General features: G+C 67.4%; 17 protein-coding genes. 4 read left to right on the top strand and 13 right to left on the bottom strand.

The window, feature by feature from the left end; translation table 11 throughout:
- Entirely contained in the window at positions 1–1,503 is a 1,503-nt protein-coding gene (locus AB5S17_RS10330; protein ID WP_369238916.1) for a sulfatase, read from the top strand.
- Between the two features lie 62 nt (positions 1,504–1,565).
- Here AB5S17_RS10330 and AB5S17_RS10335 read toward each other — a convergent pair whose 3' ends face one another.
- The 10 genes from AB5S17_RS10335 to AB5S17_RS10380 all read right to left on the bottom strand — a co-directional run bounded on the left by AB5S17_RS10335 (position 1,566) and on the right by AB5S17_RS10380 (position 11,320).
- A complete protein-coding gene (locus AB5S17_RS10335) occupies positions 1,566–1,955 on the bottom strand; it encodes a hypothetical protein (RefSeq protein ID WP_369238918.1) in 390 nt (129 codons plus the stop codon).
- A 270-nt stretch (positions 1,956–2,225) separates the two neighbouring features.
- The gene (locus AB5S17_RS10340) at positions 2,226–2,609 is read right to left on the bottom strand and encodes a cytochrome c family protein (protein ID WP_369238920.1); all 384 of its coding nucleotides are present in this window, start codon (positions 2,607–2,609) and stop codon (positions 2,226–2,228) included.
- Positions 2,597–3,043, bottom strand: a complete 447-nt coding sequence (locus tag AB5S17_RS10345) for a hypothetical protein (protein ID WP_369238922.1) — start codon at positions 3,041–3,043, stop codon at positions 2,597–2,599. The genes AB5S17_RS10340 and AB5S17_RS10345 overlap by 13 nt, the downstream gene beginning before the upstream one ends.
- A 5-nt stretch (positions 3,044–3,048) precedes the next feature.
- Complete coding sequence (locus tag AB5S17_RS10350) at positions 3,049–3,666, bottom strand: heme-copper oxidase subunit III (protein ID WP_369238924.1); 618 nt, start codon at positions 3,664–3,666, stop codon at positions 3,049–3,051.
- A complete protein-coding gene (gene ctaD, locus AB5S17_RS10355; protein ID WP_369238926.1) occupies positions 3,659–5,605 on the bottom strand; it encodes a cytochrome c oxidase subunit I in 1,947 nt (648 codons plus the stop codon). Before ctaD ends, AB5S17_RS10350 begins: the two co-directional genes overlap by 8 nt.
- A gap of 10 nt (positions 5,606–5,615) precedes the next feature.
- Complete coding sequence (coxB, locus tag AB5S17_RS10360) at positions 5,616–6,701, bottom strand: cytochrome c oxidase subunit II (RefSeq protein WP_369238928.1); 1,086 nt, start codon at positions 6,699–6,701, stop codon at positions 5,616–5,618.
- A complete protein-coding gene (locus AB5S17_RS10365) occupies positions 6,698–7,489 on the bottom strand; it encodes a cytochrome c (protein WP_369238930.1) in 792 nt (263 codons plus the stop codon). Before AB5S17_RS10365 ends, coxB begins: the two co-directional genes overlap by 4 nt.
- A 48-nt stretch (positions 7,490–7,537) precedes the next feature.
- Entirely contained in the window at positions 7,538–8,395 is an 858-nt protein-coding gene (locus AB5S17_RS10370; protein WP_369238932.1) for a substrate-binding domain-containing protein, read from the bottom strand.
- A complete protein-coding gene (locus tag AB5S17_RS10375; protein WP_369238934.1) occupies positions 8,379–10,388 on the bottom strand; it encodes a PQQ-dependent dehydrogenase, methanol/ethanol family in 2,010 nt (669 codons plus the stop codon). Before AB5S17_RS10375 ends, AB5S17_RS10370 begins: the two co-directional genes overlap by 17 nt.
- Before the next feature lie 458 nt (positions 10,389–10,846).
- Entirely contained in the window at positions 10,847–11,320 is a 474-nt protein-coding gene (locus AB5S17_RS10380; protein ID WP_369238936.1) for a hypothetical protein, read from the bottom strand.
- A gap of 256 nt (positions 11,321–11,576) precedes the next feature.
- Here AB5S17_RS10380 and AB5S17_RS10385 point away from each other — a divergent pair, with 256 nt between their 5' ends.
- A complete protein-coding gene (locus AB5S17_RS10385; protein WP_369238938.1) occupies positions 11,577–12,278 on the top strand; it encodes a cytochrome c oxidase assembly protein in 702 nt (233 codons plus the stop codon).
- A 50-nt stretch (positions 12,279–12,328) separates the two neighbouring features.
- Here AB5S17_RS10385 and AB5S17_RS10390 read toward each other — a convergent pair whose 3' ends face one another.
- Both AB5S17_RS10390 and AB5S17_RS10395 read right to left on the bottom strand, forming a co-directional pair.
- Complete coding sequence (locus AB5S17_RS10390) at positions 12,329–12,922, bottom strand: DNA-3-methyladenine glycosylase (protein WP_369238940.1); 594 nt, start codon at positions 12,920–12,922, stop codon at positions 12,329–12,331.
- A 250-nt stretch (positions 12,923–13,172) separates the two neighbouring features.
- The gene (locus tag AB5S17_RS10395) at positions 13,173–13,607 is read right to left on the bottom strand and encodes a hypothetical protein (RefSeq protein ID WP_369238942.1); all 435 of its coding nucleotides are present in this window, start codon (positions 13,605–13,607) and stop codon (positions 13,173–13,175) included.
- 171 nt (positions 13,608–13,778) lie between these two features.
- Here AB5S17_RS10395 and AB5S17_RS10400 point away from each other — a divergent pair, with 171 nt between their 5' ends.
- Together AB5S17_RS10400 and AB5S17_RS10405 are read left to right on the top strand one after the other, a co-directional pair.
- Complete coding sequence (locus AB5S17_RS10400; RefSeq protein ID WP_369238944.1) at positions 13,779–16,115, top strand: FdhF/YdeP family oxidoreductase; 2,337 nt, start codon at positions 13,779–13,781, stop codon at positions 16,113–16,115.
- A gap of 376 nt (positions 16,116–16,491) precedes the next feature.
- Positions 16,492–17,721, top strand: coding sequence for a hypothetical protein (locus AB5S17_RS10405; RefSeq protein ID WP_369238946.1), 1,230 nt, complete (start codon positions 16,492–16,494; stop codon positions 17,719–17,721).
- Positions 17,722–17,894: 173 nt separating this feature from the next.
- On the opposite strand, the gene AB5S17_RS10410 is transcribed toward AB5S17_RS10405, so the two are convergent.
- The gene (locus AB5S17_RS10410) at positions 17,895–18,368 is read right to left on the bottom strand and encodes a MarR family winged helix-turn-helix transcriptional regulator (protein WP_369238948.1); all 474 of its coding nucleotides are present in this window, start codon (positions 18,366–18,368) and stop codon (positions 17,895–17,897) included.
- Between the last annotated feature and the right edge of the window lie 56 nt (positions 18,369–18,424).

Genomic DNA, 18,424 nt, shown 5'->3' on the forward strand with positions numbered 1-18,424 from the left:
GTGGCTGAAGAACGAAAGCGCCCGAACATCGTCTTCGTCATCACCGACCAACAGCGCTTCGACACGATCGCCGCGGCGGGCTTTCCCTACATGCACACGCCGAACCTCGACCGGCTGGCGCGCGAGGGCGTGTGCTTCAGCCACATGTTCTGCACCTCGCCCTCCTGCGCACCGTCGCGGGCGAGCCTGTTCACCGGTCTCTACCCCCACACGACCGGCGTCTACCGCAACGACGAAGCCTGGACGCATAGCTGGGTGCAGCAGCTCTCCGAGGCCGGCTATCGCTGCGTGAACGTCGGCAAGATGCACACCTCGCCCTTCGAGGACGCCTTCGGCTTCCACGAACGACACGTCGTCGAGAACAAGGACCGGGCGACGGCCCGGCTGCCCTTCTATCTCGACCAATGGGACAAGGCGTTCTGGGTGCGCGGCCACGAGAAGCCGAGCCGGGTCACCTATCGCCGGCGGCCCGACTATCGCGAGCGACTCGGCGCCTTCGAATGGGAGCTGCCGGCGGATCTGCACTCCGACAACTTCGTCCCGGAGTTCGCGCAGATGTGGCTGGAGCGCTATTCCGGCAGCGAGCCGTTCTTCCTCGAGATCGGCATTCCCGGCCCCCATCCGCCCTATGATCCGACGCCGGAGCACATCGCGCTCTACAAGGACAGGGATCTGCCGCTGCCGGTGGTCGATCCGGACGAGATCGCCGCGCAGCCCGCACCGCTGCGGGAGCTTCGCGCGCAGCACCTCGCGGTGGACCACGACGCGGTCGTGCATCTGGAGAATCCGACCGAGGCGCAGCTGCGCCGCCAGCGCGAATACTACTTCGCCAACGTCTCGATGATCGACGAGCAGATGGGAAAGCTCATCGCGGCGCTGGAGCGGCGGGGCGTCCTCGACGAAACGGTGATCGTCTTCACCTCCGACCACGGCGATTGCCTGAACGACCACGGCCACAGCCAGAAATGGACGATGTACGAGGAGAGCGTGCGGGTGCCGGCGATCGTCTGGGCGCCGGGGCGCGTGCGCGCGGCGGGCGTCGTCGACGACCTCGTCCAGCTCTTCGACCTCGGCCCGACGATCCTCGAATTCGCCGGTCTCGACGTCCCGCCCTGGATGGAGGCGCGGTCGTTGATGCCGCTCTTGGCGCCGACCGGCTCGGAGCCGGCAAAGGGGCGCGAGCGCGTCTTTTCCGAACATGCCGGCGACCGCATCCTCAGCGGCACGAAGTTCATGACGATGATCCGCGACCGGCGGTTCAAGCTCGTCCACTTCGTCGACAGCGAGGAGGGGCAGCTCTTCGACCTCGCCGCCGACCCGCACGAGATGACGAACCTGTGGGACGATCCGGCGCATGCGGGGACGCGCGCGGAGATGGTTGCCGCGATCATGACCTGGCGGATCGAGAGCGATCTGAAGACGCAGGGCTGGACGCGGGCGATCACGATCGGCGCAGGCCCGTCGCGCACCCCGCCCAACGCCGCGCGCCAGGCGGGGGCCTGACAGGCCGGCCAGGGCCGACCAGCCCTGCGTCGGCGGGCGGCCGGCGGACATCCTGGTTGGGCTTAACGACCGCGACGAGTGAGGGCGGCGGCGCAGAAGATGTCGAGCGCGGTGATCAGCGCGACATTGGCGAAGGCCGTGGCGGCCATGCCGCGCTTCGGATTGGTCTCGGTCATGGTCGGCGCGAGCGCGCCGAGGTCCAGCGCGTCGCCGGCAACGCGCGCCCAGACCCAATAGGTCGGATCGCGCGACAACAGGATGCCGAGCCCGGCGGCGATCTCCCGCAGGCCGAAGAAGCGCGTCGCATTGGGATAGTCGCCCGCGCCGAGCATCCGGTCGAGCTTGTGCGGCGCGAGGAGCTCGAGGGCGCCGAGGCCGAGGCTGAACAGGCCGAGCCCTTTTGCCAGCGTGTCCAGCTGTTCGTCGGACGGAGCGTAGTCGTCGTAATGCATGGGGTCATCCTTTGCTGCCGGCTCCGGGACTTGCGTGCCTGCCGACCATGACGAAATAAGAGCTTGTCGGCGCAATGAGGCTCTGCGGCCGGCAGTTCCGCCTTGCTCCGCCCGCAATGCTTAGGCTGCTGAAGAGCCTGCGATTCTCCCGGCGAGGGGCGCGCCGCCGGCTACCGGGAAAAGGTGAGGGGGCGCCTGCCGCGACCTTCCGCGAAATCCGGCCGAGGCGCGCTCTCTCCCCGGCGCCTCTGCTGCCATTCCTCCGAAGCCTCATCTCAGCGTGTAGAGATAGGCGGTGACGTTCTTCGCCTGGCTGTCGCTGAGGCCCATGTCCGGCATCGCATTGCCGGGCACCACACGCTGCGGATCGCGCAGCCAGGCGACCATGTTGTCCGGCGTGTTGCGCAAGAGGCCGGCGATGAAGATGCGGCGGCCCATATGGGTCAGGGGCGGCCCGACCAGACCTTCGGCCCCGTCGATCCCGGGAATGGTATGGCAGGAGCCGCAGCCGTTCGCCTGGATCAGCGCGGCGCCGGCCGAGACGTCGCCGATGTCGTCGAAGCGGGCGGCCTCGCCGGACTGGTCGCAGGCACCGAGCAGGAGCGTGCTTGCGACGGCGAGCGGCGCGGCCAGGAGTGGGATCAGATTCCGCATAGGCTCGTCCAGAAGAAGGCGATCGAGTTGAACAGGATGGCGAGCGTGAACAGGACGCTTGTCCAGATCGCCCAGATCGAGAGGAAGCGGGTGCGCCCTTCGCCGGCCTCCATGACGCCTCCGTGGCTGCTGGGCTCGCCGCGGCTGGTCCGCGAGAAGATGCGGTAGGAGAGCAGGAGCGCGGCAAGCCCGATCAGGATCGCCGCGACGTTCACCGCGATGATGACCCAGGGCGCCCAGCCGACGCCGCTGACCGGCAGCCGCGCCCCGTCGCCGCCGATGCAGACTGCGCCGGCAATGCCGGATCCGGCCAGGAGCTGCAGGCTCCAGGCGACCGGCCCGCCCATGAAGCCCGCGAGCAGCAGGCCGCCGCTGGTGCGGTCCCGGTCGGGCGCGGGGTGTCCGATATCGAAGCTTGCCGGTCGCTGTGCCATCGCGTTCACCTGAGATACGGGGTGACGTAGAAGGTGAAGAAGATCATCAGCCAGACGACATCGACGAAGAACCAGTACATCATGACGATGGTGACCGGCACGACGCGCTGGCGGTCGAAATAGCCGAGCGCCGACCACAGGGTGAGCGGGAGAAGCATCAACAGGCCGACGACGACGTGGGCGAGGTGGAAGCCGGTGACGGTGAAGAAGGACGAGCCATAGCTGTTGGAGGCGAGCGTGTAGGGCTTGTCCAGCCACTCGAACGCCTGCAGCGCGACGAAGCCGCAGCCGAGGAGAAGCCCGGCCAGCAGGCCCAGCACCAGCTGCAGGCGCGAGCCCTTGCGGCCGCCGCGCTCGCCGAAGAAGACGGCGAGGCTGGCGAGGATGACGACGCCGGTCTCCGGCCCCGAGTAGCGGAAGGATGGGTTGTCGGCGGGAAAGAACGTGCCGGTCGACTGCAGCGCGAAGTAGTAGTAGCTGAACAGCAGGTAGAAGAAGAGGAAGGCCTCGGTGATGATCAGCATGATCATGCCCCACCAGCCATTGGCGTGGCGGCCGATGCTGCCGACCTGCAGCCGCCCGATGGTCAGCGGCTCTTCCGGTTCGATCGCCGTGTCACTCATAGGCCGCTCCCGCCTTCTGCCCGAGGTCGGCCCGCGGCCACAGCCAGACGATGCCGCCGATCACCACCGCGATCGCCGCCCCGCCGCCCATCCACCACCACTGGATGAGCAGGCCGGTGAAGCCGACGGTCAGTGCGACGGTGACGAGAAAGGGCCAGGGATCGTCCTCCGGCATCTTCAGGATGGCGACGGGCGTGGCGTCGAGCACCGAGGTGGCGAGCGTTTCCTTGCCGTCGTCGAGCACCAGGCCGCGAAGAACCGAGGAATGGCCGGTGCCTTCGTCCAGCCGGTCCTCCCAGAGCGGGTGGCGGCTCGCCACGGCCGGCATGACGGGGAAATTGTAGGGCGGCGGCGGCGACGAGGTCGCCCATTCCAGCGTCGGCGCGTCCCAGGGGTTCGGGCCTGCCTCCACGCCGCTGCGCCGGCTGACGACGACGTTCACCAGGAACACCAGGATCCCTGACGCCAGGATGAAGGCGCCGACCGTGGTGATCATGTTCACCGTCGTCCAGCCGACATTCTCCGGATAGGTGTAGATCCGCCGCGGCATGCCGAGCAGCCCCGTCACGTGCATCGGCAGGAAGGCGACGTTGAAGCCGACGAAGATCAGCCAGAAGCTCACCTTGCCGATCGCCTCGCTCATCATCTTCCCGGTGAACTTGGGGAACCAGAAGTGGACGCCGCCGAGCACGCCGAAGAGGTTGATGCCGATCAGCACGTAATGGATGTGGGCGACGACGAAATAGGTGTCGGTCAGCTGCAGGTCGGCGGGGACCGAGGCGGTCATCACGCCGGAGACGCCGCCTATGACGAACATCGAGATGAAGGCGGCGAAGAAGTAGAAGGGGGTCGCGAGCACCACTTCGCCGGTCCAGATCGTCGCGATCCAGGCGAAGACGGCGACGGCGCTCGGGATGGTGATGATGAAGGACGCGCCGGAGAAGAACGACATCGACAGGAAGGGGATACCGGTCGCGAACATGTGGTGCACCCAGACGCCGAAGCCGAGCACCATGGTGGTGATGGTTCCGAGGATCACCAGCGTGTAGGCGACCAGCGGGCGCCGGCAGAACACCGGCAGCGCGTCCGACACGATCCCCATGGCCGGCAGCACGATGACGTAGACCCAGGGATGGGCGAACAGCCAGAACAGGTGCTGCCACAGGAGCGGCTTGCCGCCGCCGGCGACGTCGTAGAAATGCGTGCCGAACTGCCGGTCCATCCACAGGAGGAAGAAGGCGAGGCTCACCGCCGGATTGGCAAACAACAGGCCGACCGAGATGGTGGTCGTGCCCCAGATCATGATCGGCAGGCGGTTGATCGACATGCCGGGGGCGCGGTGGCGCATCACCGTCACGACGAAGTTCGCCGCGCCGACCGTGGTCGAGATGCCGTAGAAGATCATCCCCAGCGCGTAGAAGTCCATGTTCAGGCCGGGGTTGAACGGCTTCAGCGCGTAGGGGGCGTAGTTGAACCAGCCGTCGTTCGGCGCCGAGCCGATCAGGAAGCTCGAATACATGAACAGGCCGGAGGCGAGGAAGGTCCAGTAGGAGAAGGCGTTCAGCCGCGGAAACGCCATGTCGCGCGAGCCGAGGAGCAGCGGGAAGAGGTAGTTGGAAAATCCCGACAGCACCGGCAGGGCGTAGAGAAAGATCATCGTGATGCCGTGCATCGAGAACAGCTGGTCGTATTCGGTCGGCGTCAGGATCGTCTCGTTCGGCCCGGCGAGCTGCAGCCGCATCACCAGCGCCTCGATGCCGCCGGCGATCAGGAAGACGAAGGCGGTCACCAGGTAGCGGATGCCGATCTCCTTGTGATCGACGGTCGCGATCCAGCCGAAGATGCCGGGCTTGGTCTCCCAGAGGTCGTGCAGCTTCTTCTCGAGCGCCGGCGACGGCACGTCGGCCCGGGGCAGCTTCTCGTATTCGGCGACGGCCACGGCACGCTCCTCACTTCAGAGTGGCGAGATAGGTTCTGATGGCGGTGAGCTCGGGCCCGGAAATGTCGAGGTTCGGCATCTTCGCGCCCGGCTTGTTCTGTTGCGGATCGGCGATCCAGCCGGAGAGGTGTCCGATCGTGTTCGGCAGCGTCACCGCCGCAATCGAGGTCCGGTCCATCAGATGCGTCAGGTCGGGTCCGCGGTCGCCCCCGGCGGATGTGCCGCGCACCGCGTGGCAGGCGCCGCAGCGCAGGACGAACTGCTGCTCGCCCAGAGCGACGAGCTTGGCGCTCGCCGCCGGCTGCGGGGCCGGCTGCAGCTCGTGGTTCCACCATTTGGCAAAGTCGTCCGGCGCATCGGCGAAGACGCGGAAGGCCATATGCGCATGCTGCGCGCCGCAATATTCGGCGCATTGGCCGCGGTAGACGCCCTTCCGGTCGGCCTCCAGCCAGGTCTCGTTCACCTGACCCGGTATGACGTCTGTCTTGCCCGACAGAGCCGGCACCCAGAAGGAATGAATGACGTCCCGCGAGACCAGCTTGATATGGACAGGCTTGCCGACCGGGATATGCAGCTCGTTGGCGGTGACGAATTCGCGCGAGGGATTCTTCGGGTCGACATAGCGGGCCTGCCACCACCATTGCTGGCCGGTGACCTCGATGGTGAAGGCGGCCGGGCGTCCCGGCTGGTCGATGGTCGCCATCACCGCGATCGTCCAGGACGCAAAGCCGATCAGTGCGACGGCGCTGGCGACGAGGCCGCCATAGATCCACGGCATCGCGCCGGAGCTGCGCCCGACCGGCAGGATCATGCCCGGCGGCCCGGCCCGCACTCGCCGTCCGCGGGCGATGCCGATCACCACGAGGATGCTGACGGCGAGGATGACGAAGACGGAGAGGCCGAGCAGTCCCCAGAGAAGCGGGACCGAGACATTGCCCTTCGCCCCGAAGGTCTTGAGGTAGTACATCGGCGTTCCCGCCCGCGCCGCGGCCGGCAGCGCGACCATCGCGACCGCCGTGGCCGGAAGCCGGGCGAGGCGGGCCCGGCGGCGCGGCAGGCCGCGCGTCACCCGCCATGCCCCCCGTCGCGCGCTCATTGCGACGACGCTCCCCCGCCGGACGTCTCCTTCGGCGGCGATCCCTTCAGCTTCTCGATCGGCGCCTGACCGTAGCTGAAGGGCTCGGTGTATTGCCAGGGATTGGCCGTCTTCTGGAACTCGGCCGGCACCTGCTCGATGGTGAAGCCCTGCGCCGAGGTCGTCTTGCCCCATTCCTTGGAGGGCGGATTGCTGAGGCTTCGGATATAGGCGACGAGGTCCCAGATCACCTGATCCGGCAGCATGCCGCCCCAGGCGGGCATCCCGGCCGGACGGCCCTGCAGGATGCTGAGATAGATGTTCTCCGGCTTCTTGCCGTAGATGAACATGGAATTGCTGAGCGAGGGGCCCATGCCGCCGCCGCCGTTCGGAGCGTGACAGCCGATGCAGTTCATCTGGTTGAAATACCGCATGCCGCGCTGCACGGCGGCCTCATCGCTCTTCGGGTTCTCGACCTGCGGATTGGGCTTCTGGTTGCCGGGATAGAGCGTCGTCACCGGCACGTGGACGAGCGCGCTGGCGCTCGCGCCGCCGCCGGTGAAGATGTCGACCGCCCCGACCTGCTTGTCCTCCACCGATTTCTTCGCGGCAGCCTCCGCGGCCGTGTCCGCCGCCTGATCCGGCGCCGGCTGGGCGATCCGCTCGACGCCCTGCTGCTGGTCGAGCTTCTGCGCCCGCGCCATCCAGATGCCGTCGAAGACCGATCCCGCCAGCAAGACGGCCGCGCCCGCCATGGCCGCGCCCGAGACGCGGAAGCCGGTCCGCCGCTTCTGGTCCTGATCCGCCATTTCGCGCCTCCGTTCCGATGTCTTCATCGTCGCCCGTGGCCGCCGCGGTCAGACGCGCGGCACCCCATAGGAGTCGAGCAGTGCGTCGATCTCGTCCTGGTGCCGGGCGATCACCGCGTTCAGCTTCAGGCGAAGCGCCTCGTCGTCTTTGCGCACGCCCATGCCGATCCGGTACTGGAAGACCAGCGGCATGAAGGCTTCGGTCCCGGTGACCGGGGTGACCTTGAGCGGCACCTTGGAATGCTTGGCGTAGTAGCCGGCGAGCGGACCCCAGACGATCGCGACGTCCAGCTTGCCGTTGGCCACGTCGTCGAGGATGCGTTCCGGCGGCGAGCTCTCGCGGTAGTCGCCGTAGATCATGTAGCCGACGACATTGTCGACGATGCCCTCGCGGCCGAGGACCTCGACCGGCGGCGTATTGGCGCCGTCGTCGCCGATGAGGTGGACGCCGATCCTCAGCGTCTTCAGTTCCGGCGACCGGATCGAGCTGAAGTCCAGATGCTCGCTCCGGCGGCTGACGATGACATAGGTCGAGCCGTAATAGCTGCGGGTGAGGCCGAGCATGTCGAGCGTCGGCACGCCCATGATGACGTCGCAGCGTCCGGCGGAGAGCGTGTTCCGGATGAATCCCCGCCGCTGCGGCCACCATGTGTAGGAGACCGTCTCGCCGAGCGCATGGGCGACGAGTTCGGCCAGACGGTTCTCGAAGCCTTCGCCCTTCCGGTTGGAATAGGGCAGGTTGTTCGGATCGGCGCAGACGCGGAGCGTGCCCTTGGCTGCGACCGGCTGGCTCGACGCTGCGGCGGCGGGAGCGGCGAGGGCGAGCGTGGAGGCGAGGGCCGCCAGGAGAGGCAGGCCGCGACGCCGCATCCTAGCCAACAGGCGCATGCTATCGGCCGGGCGCATGGGTCGTCTCCGCCCCGCTTCCTGGGGAGTTCTGGGCCGGGACGAGGCCCGGTATGGCGTCCTGCGCCGATCCGCCGCCCGATGCCGGCTGCGGAGAGCCTTCTGCGGCGCCGTTGCCGCTCTGGTCGGACCCTGCGTCATGCGCCGGCGGCGGGTTCTGGATCGGACGGCCGAGATTTCCGGGCGTGCCGGAGGGCGGCAGCCTGGTTCCGTTGCCGCCGCCCGGCAGGGCAAAGACGAGCAGCGTCGAGCCGCCCTTGGTGTAGGCCGGCAGGTCCTGCGTCGCGCCGACGAAGCCGAGCGCGCCGTTGCGCACCCGCGGATCGAGCTCGGCATCGGCGACGGCACCGGACCAGCCGCCGACGCCGGACAGGATCGCGACATATTCCCGCCCGTCGGAGCCCTTGTAGACCGAGGGCTGGCCGATGAAGCCCGACGGCGCCCGGAACTGCCAGAGAACGTCGCCGGTGGTGGCGTTCACGGCTTTGAACCAGCGGTCCATGGTGCCGTAGAAAGCGATGTTGCCGGCGGTGACCACCGTCCCGGACCAGACCGGGAAGTTCTCGTGGATCGCCCAGACCTTCTTCTTCTTGACCGGGTCCCAGGCCATGAACTCGCCGCGGTAGCCGTCGCCCGGGCCCGCATACATGTCGACGGTGGCGCCGAGATAGGGCGTCCCGGCGATGTAGCCGACCTCGGACGCCTTGAAGTTCATGCACAGATGCTGGTGCGGCACGTAGAGGAGGTGGGTCTTCGGCGACCAGGCCGTCGGCTGCCAGTCCTTGGCGCCCGGCGGCGCCGGACAGATGTCCTTGACGGTCTTGCCGAGATCCGGCTTCAGCTTCTCGTTCGGGATGATCCGGCCGGTCTGCATGTCGACGCCCTTGTAGGCGGTGACCGTGTCGAAGGGGGTCGCGGAGATCAGCTTCCCGGTGGTGCGATCCATCACGTACATGTAGCCGGTGCGTCCCGGGCGGATCATCACCTTGCGCATCTGCCCGTCGATCTTCAGGTCGAGCAGCACGACCTCGTTGATCGAGTCGTGGTCCCACAGATCGTGGGGCGATGTCTGATAGGCCCATTTCGCCATGCCGGTGTCGGCGTCGCGCGCGAAGATGGTCGTCGTCCAGAGGTTGTCGCCCTTGCGCTGGTTCGGGTTCCAGGGCCCCGGATTGCCGGTGCCGTAGTAGATGAGGTTCGATTCCGGATCGTAGGAGATCCAGCCCCAGACATTGCCGCCGCCGGTCTTCCAGCGGTCGGCCGGCCAGGTCTTGATCCCGAGATCCTTGCCCTTCATCCAGTCGTAGGGCGGCTTGAAGTCCTTGCCGATCAGGACGTCCTTGTCCGAGCCGGTCGACCAGGCGCGCCAGGCGATCTTGCCGGTGTTCTCGTCGAGCGCGGTCAGCCAGCCGCGAACGCCCAGCTCGCCGCCGCTGCTGCCGACGAAGACCTTGCCCTTGGCCACCAGGGGCGCCATCGTCATGGTCATGCCGGTGTTGATGTCGCCGAGTTCGGTGTGCCAGACCTCCTTGCCGGTCTTGGCATCGACCGCGACGGCGTGGTTGTCGAGCGTGTTGTAGAAGATCTTGCCGTTGTCGTAGGCGGCGCCGCGATTGACCACGTCGCAGCAGGCGACGCCCTGCGCAGCCCGGGCGGTCGGCGGCGAATATACCCATTTCAGGTCGCCGGTCGTGGCGTTCAGGGCGAAGAGATTGTTCGGCCAGGGGCCGACGATGTACATCGTGTTGCCGACGACGAGCGGGATCGACTCCTGCCCGCGGTCGACGCCGTTCGAGAACGTCCAGGCGAGCTGTAGCTTGCCGACATTGTCGGCGTTGATCTGGTCGAGCTCGCTGTAGCGGGTGCCGGCGTAGTTCTTCGCAGGCATCACCCACTGGGCGGGGTCCCGGCTGAGGCTCTGAAGATCCGTGCCGCTGGCCGCTTGGCCGCTGCTCCCGCCGCCCTGTGCGAGCGCGCCGGTCGGCAGCAGCATCAGGGGAAGGATTGCGAGGCGGCCGATGCGCTTCGACCGGGCCCGCCTGCGGCCGTCTCGGCCCCGGAGGGCCGCCGATGCTTCTCCGCCTGCGGCGTCACCGGGACCGATCGAATTGGGGTTGGACGTGCTCATGGTCTCCCCGATCAAGCTCCTGCATCGCAGTTGCGACTGCGACCATTTCACTGACTTAGATCGGTGAGGACCGGATGTCCTCATTGCGACGCACAAAACCGTGAACAGAATCGATGGTTGACGAAGTATCGGCTACCAGAGAGAAAGCGTCATCCTCCGTACTTCCTGCGAACGCATGGAATATGGACAGATATGATGTCAGGATGACTGGACGAATACTGACGGTGAGCGTGGGTTGTTCGTCAGAAGGAGCCGCAGAGACCCGCATGGGCGAGCCAGTCGAGATCGCTCGGCGCAGGCGGTGGCGTAACGGCTTCCGCACCTCAGCGCTCCCGGTCGCTCGTGCAGTTGCCGAGGGCGGTGTCTCCGCCGCGTGCGGGGAGGCGGACGGAGGTCTCACCCCGTTTCAGCTCGATCCGATCGACGTGCGGGTCGCGGAGCGCCTGCCAGAGCGCCAGAAAGGCCTTCGAACACGCCGCGCAGTCGGTCACGCCGACGCCGAGCGCGCCGTGCCGCAGGTCGTATTCCTGGCCGCCGACGAAGACACGGGTTTCGCTGTGCGCGGTCGAATCGATCCCCTTCAGCACGATGTCGAAGGTGGCGCCGCCGCCGAACCTCGGGTTGGTGCAGGTGACCGCGAAGTAGCTGTTTCCCTTTCGCAGCTCGTAGCGCGTCTCGCCCGCCTGGCGGCGCACCGACCAGTCTCCGCTGTCCTTCGCGGGACGGTCGCCGTCGGCGAGAGCCGGCGATGCGAGAATGAGTGCCAGACCCGCCAGCATAATCGCCCGATGGTGCATCCTCTGCCTCCCGTGCCCCGGCCTCCCGATGCGGCTTGGCCCGGGCGCAGCCGGTTCGGGGCCGTCGGATGAGTTGGCGCCGGGCCGGAGAACCTCAACAGCCGCCCTGGTCGGTCCTGGCTTCGCCAGCCTGAAATTGCGTGGCCGCCTGCCGGCCGGGTGTCGGAGCGATGCGCGGCGCTTGATTCGCCTCGCCGGCGCCGCAGGTTGAAACCGACCGGACGGAGCCGGGCATGCACTGGGGAGACTTCGGCAGATGGCGGAGACCGGGGCGGCTTACTGCGAGGCGCGGCCGGCATCGACCGCACGCAAGCTGCTGCGCCTCTGGCCGGTGATCCTCGGGGTTCTGGTGCTGGCCGGGCTGTGGAGCAGCCCGCTGGTGCCGCTGGCGCGGCGCGCCTTCTCGCCGCACATGATGCTGCATCTCTCGGTGGTGACAATCGCCTCGCCGCTGATCGCGATCGGCGCCTTGCGGATTGCGCTGGTCGAGCGCGTCCTGCGGCCGACGGTGGCGACGGCGCTCGCCGCCTCCGGCTTCGACCTCGTCGTCGTCTGGGGCTGGCACGCGCCGATCCTGCACGACGCGGCCGCGCGGCACACGCCGGTCTTCGTCTTCCAGCAGGCGAGCTTCCTCGCCGCCGGGCTGCTGGTCTGGGGGCTGAGCTTCGCCGGCCGGACCCGCCGTGACGCCGGGCTCGGCGCCATGGCGACGGCGATGACCTTCATGCATATGAGCATGCTCGGCGTGCTGCTTTCGATCGCGCCGCATCTACTCTATTCGCCGGACGTCTGCCAGGGCGCCTTCGGCTTCACGCGGCTCGCCGACCAGCGCCTCGGCGGCGCGCTGATGGCCGTCTGGGGCGGGCTTCCCTATCTCTGCGGCAGCCTCGTGCTCCTCGCGCGCCTCGTCGCGGAGGGCGGTGCGGCTCATCCCGAGGGGCCGTCGGCGCCGGAGTGAGGCGCCAGCCGCGGGCGGGCAGGTTAGCCACGCCGGCCGCGGCCCGGATGCTACCGCGTCGCCCGACCCGGATCCACCATCCGGCGGCTGAGGAAGGCCGAGCCCGCGAGCCCGAAGCGCCAGGGGATGTCGACGGCGCGGCTGATCCCGATCCGCGGTCCCGCGACGATCTCCGCGGACGTCGGCGCGGCTTCCCAGGCGAAGGGCGGAGCGTCGAGCGGCAGGCGGTCATGATCTCGGCTGACGGCGAGGGCCTGGCAGAGCCGGCCGGGGCCGCCACAGAGCCGGCGAACATCCTCCATGCCGCGCCGCTGGCGCATCCGCTCGAGGCCGAACTGCGGCTCGATCGCCCGGATGAGCACGGCGCTGCCCGTCTCGGCCGCGCCGCATACGGCGTTCAGGCACCAGTGGATGCCGTAGGAGCGATAGACATAGGCGTGTCCGGGCGGGCCGAACATCGCGGCGTTGCGTGGGGTGGGGCCGGCAAAGCTGTGCGAGGCGGGATCCTCCCGATCATAGGCCTCGGTTTCGACGATCCGGCCGCCGACACCGTCGACGCTGAGGACCACGCCGATCAGGTCGCGGGCCACGGTGACGACGTCGCGCGCGAAGAAGGATTGTGGCAGCAAGGGGCGAGGCTCCATGGGAGGTGCTTTTCGCGCCGCGCGGAAGTGCGGCTGAGAGCGGGTGGTTCAGGTTCGGGGGCATCGGCATTTTCAGTCGGTGCGGCCGGCGCCCGGAGAGGCTCCTGCCGCGAAGCAGGCGGACATCGCGGCGATCGGCATCGAACGCCCTCCTTCTTCAAGCACGGCATGCATCGCCGCTCCAGCCGGAGAGGGCGCCCGCCGGCGTCCCGACGCAGGCGGAGCACTCGGCCTGACACGGACGGAGCGCTCAGCCGGCGGCGCGGCGGTTCTCCTCCCGCGCTTCGGCCGCAGCAAGTTCCAGCCCTTCGAGGACGATGAAGATCAGGCTGGACGCGAATGCCGCCAGGAACCAGGCGAGCGGGCCGGCGAGAAACCGGCCGACGAGGTAGGTGGTGCCGAGCGCGCAACCGACCGAGATCAGGTTGAGCATGCGTCCGAGCAGCCGCGTGCTGGCGGAATCGTTGTCCGGCTGGTCGCGAAGGAAGATGAGCGCCAGCCACTCCGCCACCATGAAGGCGACGACCCCGCCGGCGGCGCCGGCGAAGATCTCCGGCACGCTCGCCGGTGCCCTGCCATTCAGGAGCGCGAACGAGCCGGTGATCGTGGTCGAAAAGGCGAAGGCGGTGGAATTGTCCATCACGCTCAGTCTCAGGTTCTTCAGGATCAACTGCGAGTGGCGCATCGCGAAGCCTCGATCGTCGTGTCCATGGGTTGGCGCTGAACGCGGCGAAGCTGCCGGGCGGTTCCCGATCGACCCGCCGCATTGCCAGCCACGCATGTTGTCCAGGTTCCGGGGGGTCATTGCCGCGCCTCGCCATAGGTTCGGCACGAGGCCAAGCGGAAAGAGGACGTCATGGCAAAATCGAACGAGACGGTTCATTACGATGGGCCGGCGGGCGGCTGGGGCTCGGTCCGCGGCATCAGCCGGATCTTCGGCAAGGAATGGGCGACGCCCGCCGCGACCGAGACGCTCGGGCGGCAGAACAAGCCGGGCGGCTTCATGTGCGTGTCCTGCTCCTGGGCGAAGCCGGCGGACTATCACCCCTTCGAGTTCTGCGAGAACGGCGCCAAGGCGACGCTCTGGGAGCTGACCACGCGCCGCTGCACGCCGGAATTCTTCGCAAAGCACACCCTCACCGAACTGCGCACCTGGAAGGACTACGACCTCGAACAGGAGGGGCGGCTCACCCATCCAATGCGCTACGATCCGGAGACGGACCGCTACGTGCCCTGCGAGTGGAGCGAGGCGTTCCAGGGCATCGGCGAGGAACTGAAGAAGCTCGACCCGAAAGCGGTGGTGTTCTACTCCTCCGGCCGCGCGAGCCTCGAGACATCCTATCTCTATGCGCTGTTCGCCCGGCTCTACGGCAACAACAACCTGCCGGACTCCTCCAACATGTGCCACGAGACGACCTCGGTGGCGCTGAAGAAGGTGATCGGCGAGGGCGTCGGCACGGTCGTCTTCGACGACCTGCAGAACTGCGACGCGATGTTCTTCTTCGGGCAGAACACCGGCTCGAACAGCCCGCGCTTCCTGCATCCGCTGCAGGAAGCCGCCAAGCGCGGCGTGCCGATCGTGACCTTCAACCCGGTGCACGAGCGTGGGCTGGAGTTCTTCACCAATCCGCAGAACCCGACCGAGATGCTGACCGGGCACGAGACTCGGATCTCGACGCAGTACCACCAGGTCCGCCCGGGCGGCGACATCGCGGTAATGATGGGGATGTGCAAGCACGTCTTCGCCGCCGACGACCTCGCCAGGTCCGAGGGGAAGCGGGTCATCGACCCCGGCTTCGTCGAGCGGCACACGCACGGCTTCGAGGCCTTCGAGGCGAAGGTGCGGGCGACGCCCTGGGAGGCGATCGAGGCGGAATCCGGCCTCACGCGCACCGCCATTGAAGCCGCCGCGCAGGTCTATGTCGAGGCCGACCGCGTCTGCGCCTTCTACGGCATGGGCCTCACCCAGCACACGCACGGCTTCGAGAATGTCGGCATGCTGGTGAACCTGCTGCTGATGAAGGGCAATATCGGCCGGGACGGGACCGGCATCTCGCCGGTGCGCGGCCATTCGAACGTGCAGGGACAGCGCACCGTCGGCATCTCCGAGAAGCCGAAGCTGGTGCCGCTCGACCGTCTGGCGGAGCAGTTCGGCTTCGAGCCGCCGCGCGAGGAAGGGCTGAACACCGTCGAGACCTGCAAGGGCATCCTCTCGGGCGATGTGAAGGCGTTCTTCGGCCTCGGCGGCAATTTCGTCCGCGCCATCCCCGACCACGGCCGCATGGAGCCGGCATGGAAGCAGATGCACCTGACCGTGCAGATCGCGACCAAGCTCAACCGCAGCCACCTCGTCAACGGCAAGGTCGCCTATCTCCTGCCCTGCCTCGGCCGCACGGAAGAGGACATGCAGGCGACCGGCCCGCAGGCGGTCTCGATGGAGGACACCTTCAGCTGCATCTACGGCTCGCTCGGCAAGCGCAAGCCGGCGAGCGAGCACCTGAAGTCGGAACTCGCCATCGTCGCCGGGATCGCCAAGGCGACGCTGCCGGGGAACCCGAAGGTGAAGTGGGACGCCTGGGTCGCCGACTACGGGCGGGTCCGCGACCTGATCGCCGAGACCTATCCGCCGCAGTTCCACGGCTTCAACGAGCGCATGTGGACGCCCGGCGGCTTCTATCGCGGCAATGCGGCGCGCGAGCGCATCTGGAAGACCGAGAGCGGCAAGGCCGAGTTCACGGTCCCGGACGGGCTGACGGCCTGCGGCTTCGAGGATCGGCCGGGCCGCTACCGGCTGATCACCATGCGCTCGAACGACCAGTTCAACACGACGATCTACGGCTACAGCGACCGCATGCGCGGGATCGAGGGGACGCGCGACGTGCTTCTGATCAATCCCGAGGAGATGCGGCGGGCGGGTCTTCACGAGGGTCAGATCGTGGCGCTCGTCAGCGACGCCGACGACGGCATCCACCGGGAGGTCTTCGGCCTCAAGGTCACGCCCTTCTCGCTACCGGACGGCTGCGTCGGGGCCTATTATCCCGAGATGAACCCCCTGATCCCGGTCACGCATCACGACGAGCAGTCGAAGACGCCCGCGGCGAAATCCGTGCCCGTGCGCATCGACGCGACGGACCGCACGGGACTGGCGACGCATCAGGGCGAGCCCGCCGGTTCCGAGACGCGGCCGGCTTGAGCCGGGCAGGACGCAGGGCAGGGCGGGCGGCAGCGGGCGCCGTCCGCCTGTCGCTTGCGCCGCCCGCGGGCCAGCCGGGCCGACCGATGAGAGGCGCTCTCTTCGGCTGCGGCGCCCCGCGCGGGCCCTTTTCTCCACTCTCTGCTCGCCGGTCCCCGGCCCCCTTTGCGGGCTAAAGAGTTTTGGAAAAACCAATCGGAACGTGGGCCCGCAGGTGCCGTTCCCTCCCTGTCCTCGGGCCGGCGCAGCATCGTCGTCTTCGGTCGCCACGGCTTGCGGCAGAGGATGCCGCCACCGGCTGCGGACACTCGTCGCGTCCAGCCCGGACGCTCACCAGGGGCAGGCGCCCCTGATCCAGATTTCTGCGGGAGATCCCATGACCAGGTCCATCACAGCAACGATCGCGGCTGCAGCGCTTCTGTCGGCTCCGACCTACGCCTTCGCCCAGTCGTCCGGCAACACCGCCGGCATGGTCAGGAACCAAAACGGCCAGTATCAGAACGACCAGAACCAGTACGGCAACAACGGCTGGAACAACAATAACGGCCGCTTCAAGGGCCAGAACCAGAACGGCAATAACGGCTGGAACGGCAACAACGGCCGGTTCAATGGCCAGAGCCAGTACGGGAACAACGGCTGGAACGGCAGCAACGGCCGGTTCAATGGCCAGAGCCAGTACGGCAACAACGGCCGGAATGGCAGCAACGGCCGATTCAACGACCAGAACGAGTACGGGAACAACGGCTGGAACAACAATAACGGCCGCTTCAACAGCCAGAACCAGAACGGCAACAACGGCTGGAACGGCAACAACGGCCGGTTCAACGGCCAGAACCAGTACGGGAACAACGGCTGGAACGGCAACAACGACCGGTTCAACGACCAGAACCAGTACGGCAATAACGGCTGGAACGGCGACAACGGGCAGTCCTACGGCCAGAACCAGAACGGCAATAACGGCTGGAACGGCAACAATGGCCGGTTCAACAGCCAGAACGGGTACGGCAATAACGGCTGGAACGGCAGTAACGGCCGGTTCAACGACCAGAACGAGTACGGGAACAACGGCTGGAACAACAATAACGGCCGCTTCAACGGGCAGAACCAGTACGGCAATAACGGCTGGAACGGCAACAATGGCCGGTTCAACAGCCAGAACGGGTACGGCAATAACGGCTGGAACGGCAGCAACGGCCAGTCCTACGACCGGAACCAGAACGGCAACAACGGCTGGAACAACAACAACAACGGGCAGTCCTACGGCCAGAACCAGAACGGCAGCAACGGCTGGAACAACAACAACAGCGGCCAGTCGTACGGCCAGAGCCAGAGCGGCAACGACAGCTGGAATAACGAGAATTCCAGCGCCAGCAGCCAGGGGCAGGACAATTCCAGCGACTACGACTGGAACAACGACACCTCGAACGACAGCACACAGACGCAGGGCAGCACGGCCGGCACCGGCTCGAACGACAACGGCTCAACGACCACTTCGAGCACCGACACCAGCAGCCAGAGCCAGGACAACGCGGCGACCGATAGCTCGAACGCCGACAGCTCCAGCGACAGCAGCCAGATCCAGAACAACTCCGGCAGCAACGACTGAGCCGTCGCATAGCGAAGGCGGAAGGCGGTTCCGGAAGGACCGCGCCTCTGCGAAGAAGCAGATCGATCAGGCGGGGCCGCGGGTCCCGCCTTGATCGCGTCTCACGTCATGGCAGGACCGGTGCTTCAGCACGGCGTTCGGCACGCCTGACGGTTGTGGGCGAGAAAGGCAGGTCAGCGCAAGCGGCCGATCCGGCGCTGCAGGACGGCGCAGGCGCTCGTCAGGCCGGTGGCAAAGCCCGTCACCTCGTCGTCCGGTACCGCCTTCACCAGATCCTCGGACATCCAGCGCCATGCGTCGCGGATCTTCTCCTGCATGCGCACGCCCTTCGGCGTCAACGCGACGAGGGTGACGCGGGAGTCGCATTTCGAGTTGATGCGCTGGACGAAGCCTTCGCGCTCCAGCCGGTCCAGCATCTTCGACACCGTCGAGGGACGCACCCCGATCTCGCTCGCGAGGACGCCGCCCGGCATCGGATCCTCCGGATCGAGCGCCTCGATCAGCCTGTCCTGTCCCGGCGCCAGTCCGATGTCGCGAAGCGCGATCGTGTTCAGCGATCGCGTCGCCTTGGCGATGGACAGCAGGAGCGGCACAATCCCAGGACGGCCGCCGCCGCACGCCTGGACTTCTCGAGCTTCGAGCAGCATGACGCGTGATCCTCCCGTTGATGGCGATCACGAGAATGTTAGCAAGCGGGACCTTT

The organism is Jiella sp. M17.18, assembly GCF_041027365.1.
In the GTDB taxonomy this organism is placed as follows: domain Bacteria; phylum Pseudomonadota; class Alphaproteobacteria; order Rhizobiales; family Rhizobiaceae; genus VKMB-3413.

Coding starts and splice junctions, on each gene's coding strand:
- coxB (WP_369238928.1), bottom strand. CDS start 6,701: ATGAGCGCGCGACGGGGGGCATGGCGGGTGACGCGCGGCCTGCCGCGC.
- AB5S17_RS10350 (WP_369238924.1), bottom strand. CDS start 3,666: ATGAGTGACACGGCGATCGAACCGGAAGAGCCGCTGACCATCGGGCGG.
- AB5S17_RS10395 (WP_369238942.1), bottom strand. CDS start 13,607: ATGCGCCACTCGCAGTTGATCCTGAAGAACCTGAGACTGAGCGTGATG.
- AB5S17_RS10390 (WP_369238940.1), bottom strand. CDS start 12,922: ATGGAGCCTCGCCCCTTGCTGCCACAATCCTTCTTCGCGCGCGACGTC.
- AB5S17_RS10375 (WP_369238934.1), bottom strand. CDS start 10,388: ATGCTGCTGCCGACCGGCGCGCTCGCACAGGGCGGCGGGAGCAGCGGC.
- AB5S17_RS10410 (WP_369238948.1), bottom strand. CDS start 18,368: ATGCTGCTCGAAGCTCGAGAAGTCCAGGCGTGCGGCGGCGGCCGTCCT.
- AB5S17_RS10340 (WP_369238920.1), bottom strand. CDS start 2,609: ATGCGGAATCTGATCCCACTCCTGGCCGCGCCGCTCGCCGTCGCAAGC.
- AB5S17_RS10365 (WP_369238930.1), bottom strand. CDS start 7,489: ATGGCGGATCAGGACCAGAAGCGGCGGACCGGCTTCCGCGTCTCGGGC.
- AB5S17_RS10400 (WP_369238944.1), top strand. CDS start 13,779: ATGGCAAAATCGAACGAGACGGTTCATTACGATGGGCCGGCGGGCGGC.
- AB5S17_RS10405 (WP_369238946.1), top strand. CDS start 16,492: ATGACCAGGTCCATCACAGCAACGATCGCGGCTGCAGCGCTTCTGTCG.
- AB5S17_RS10370 (WP_369238932.1), bottom strand. CDS start 8,395: ATGCGCCCGGCCGATAGCATGCGCCTGTTGGCTAGGATGCGGCGTCGC.
- AB5S17_RS10385 (WP_369238938.1), top strand. CDS start 11,577: ATGGCGGAGACCGGGGCGGCTTACTGCGAGGCGCGGCCGGCATCGACC.
- AB5S17_RS10335 (WP_369238918.1), bottom strand. CDS start 1,955: ATGCATTACGACGACTACGCTCCGTCCGACGAACAGCTGGACACGCTG.
- AB5S17_RS10345 (WP_369238922.1), bottom strand. CDS start 3,043: ATGGCACAGCGACCGGCAAGCTTCGATATCGGACACCCCGCGCCCGAC.
- AB5S17_RS10380 (WP_369238936.1), bottom strand. CDS start 11,320: ATGCACCATCGGGCGATTATGCTGGCGGGTCTGGCACTCATTCTCGCA.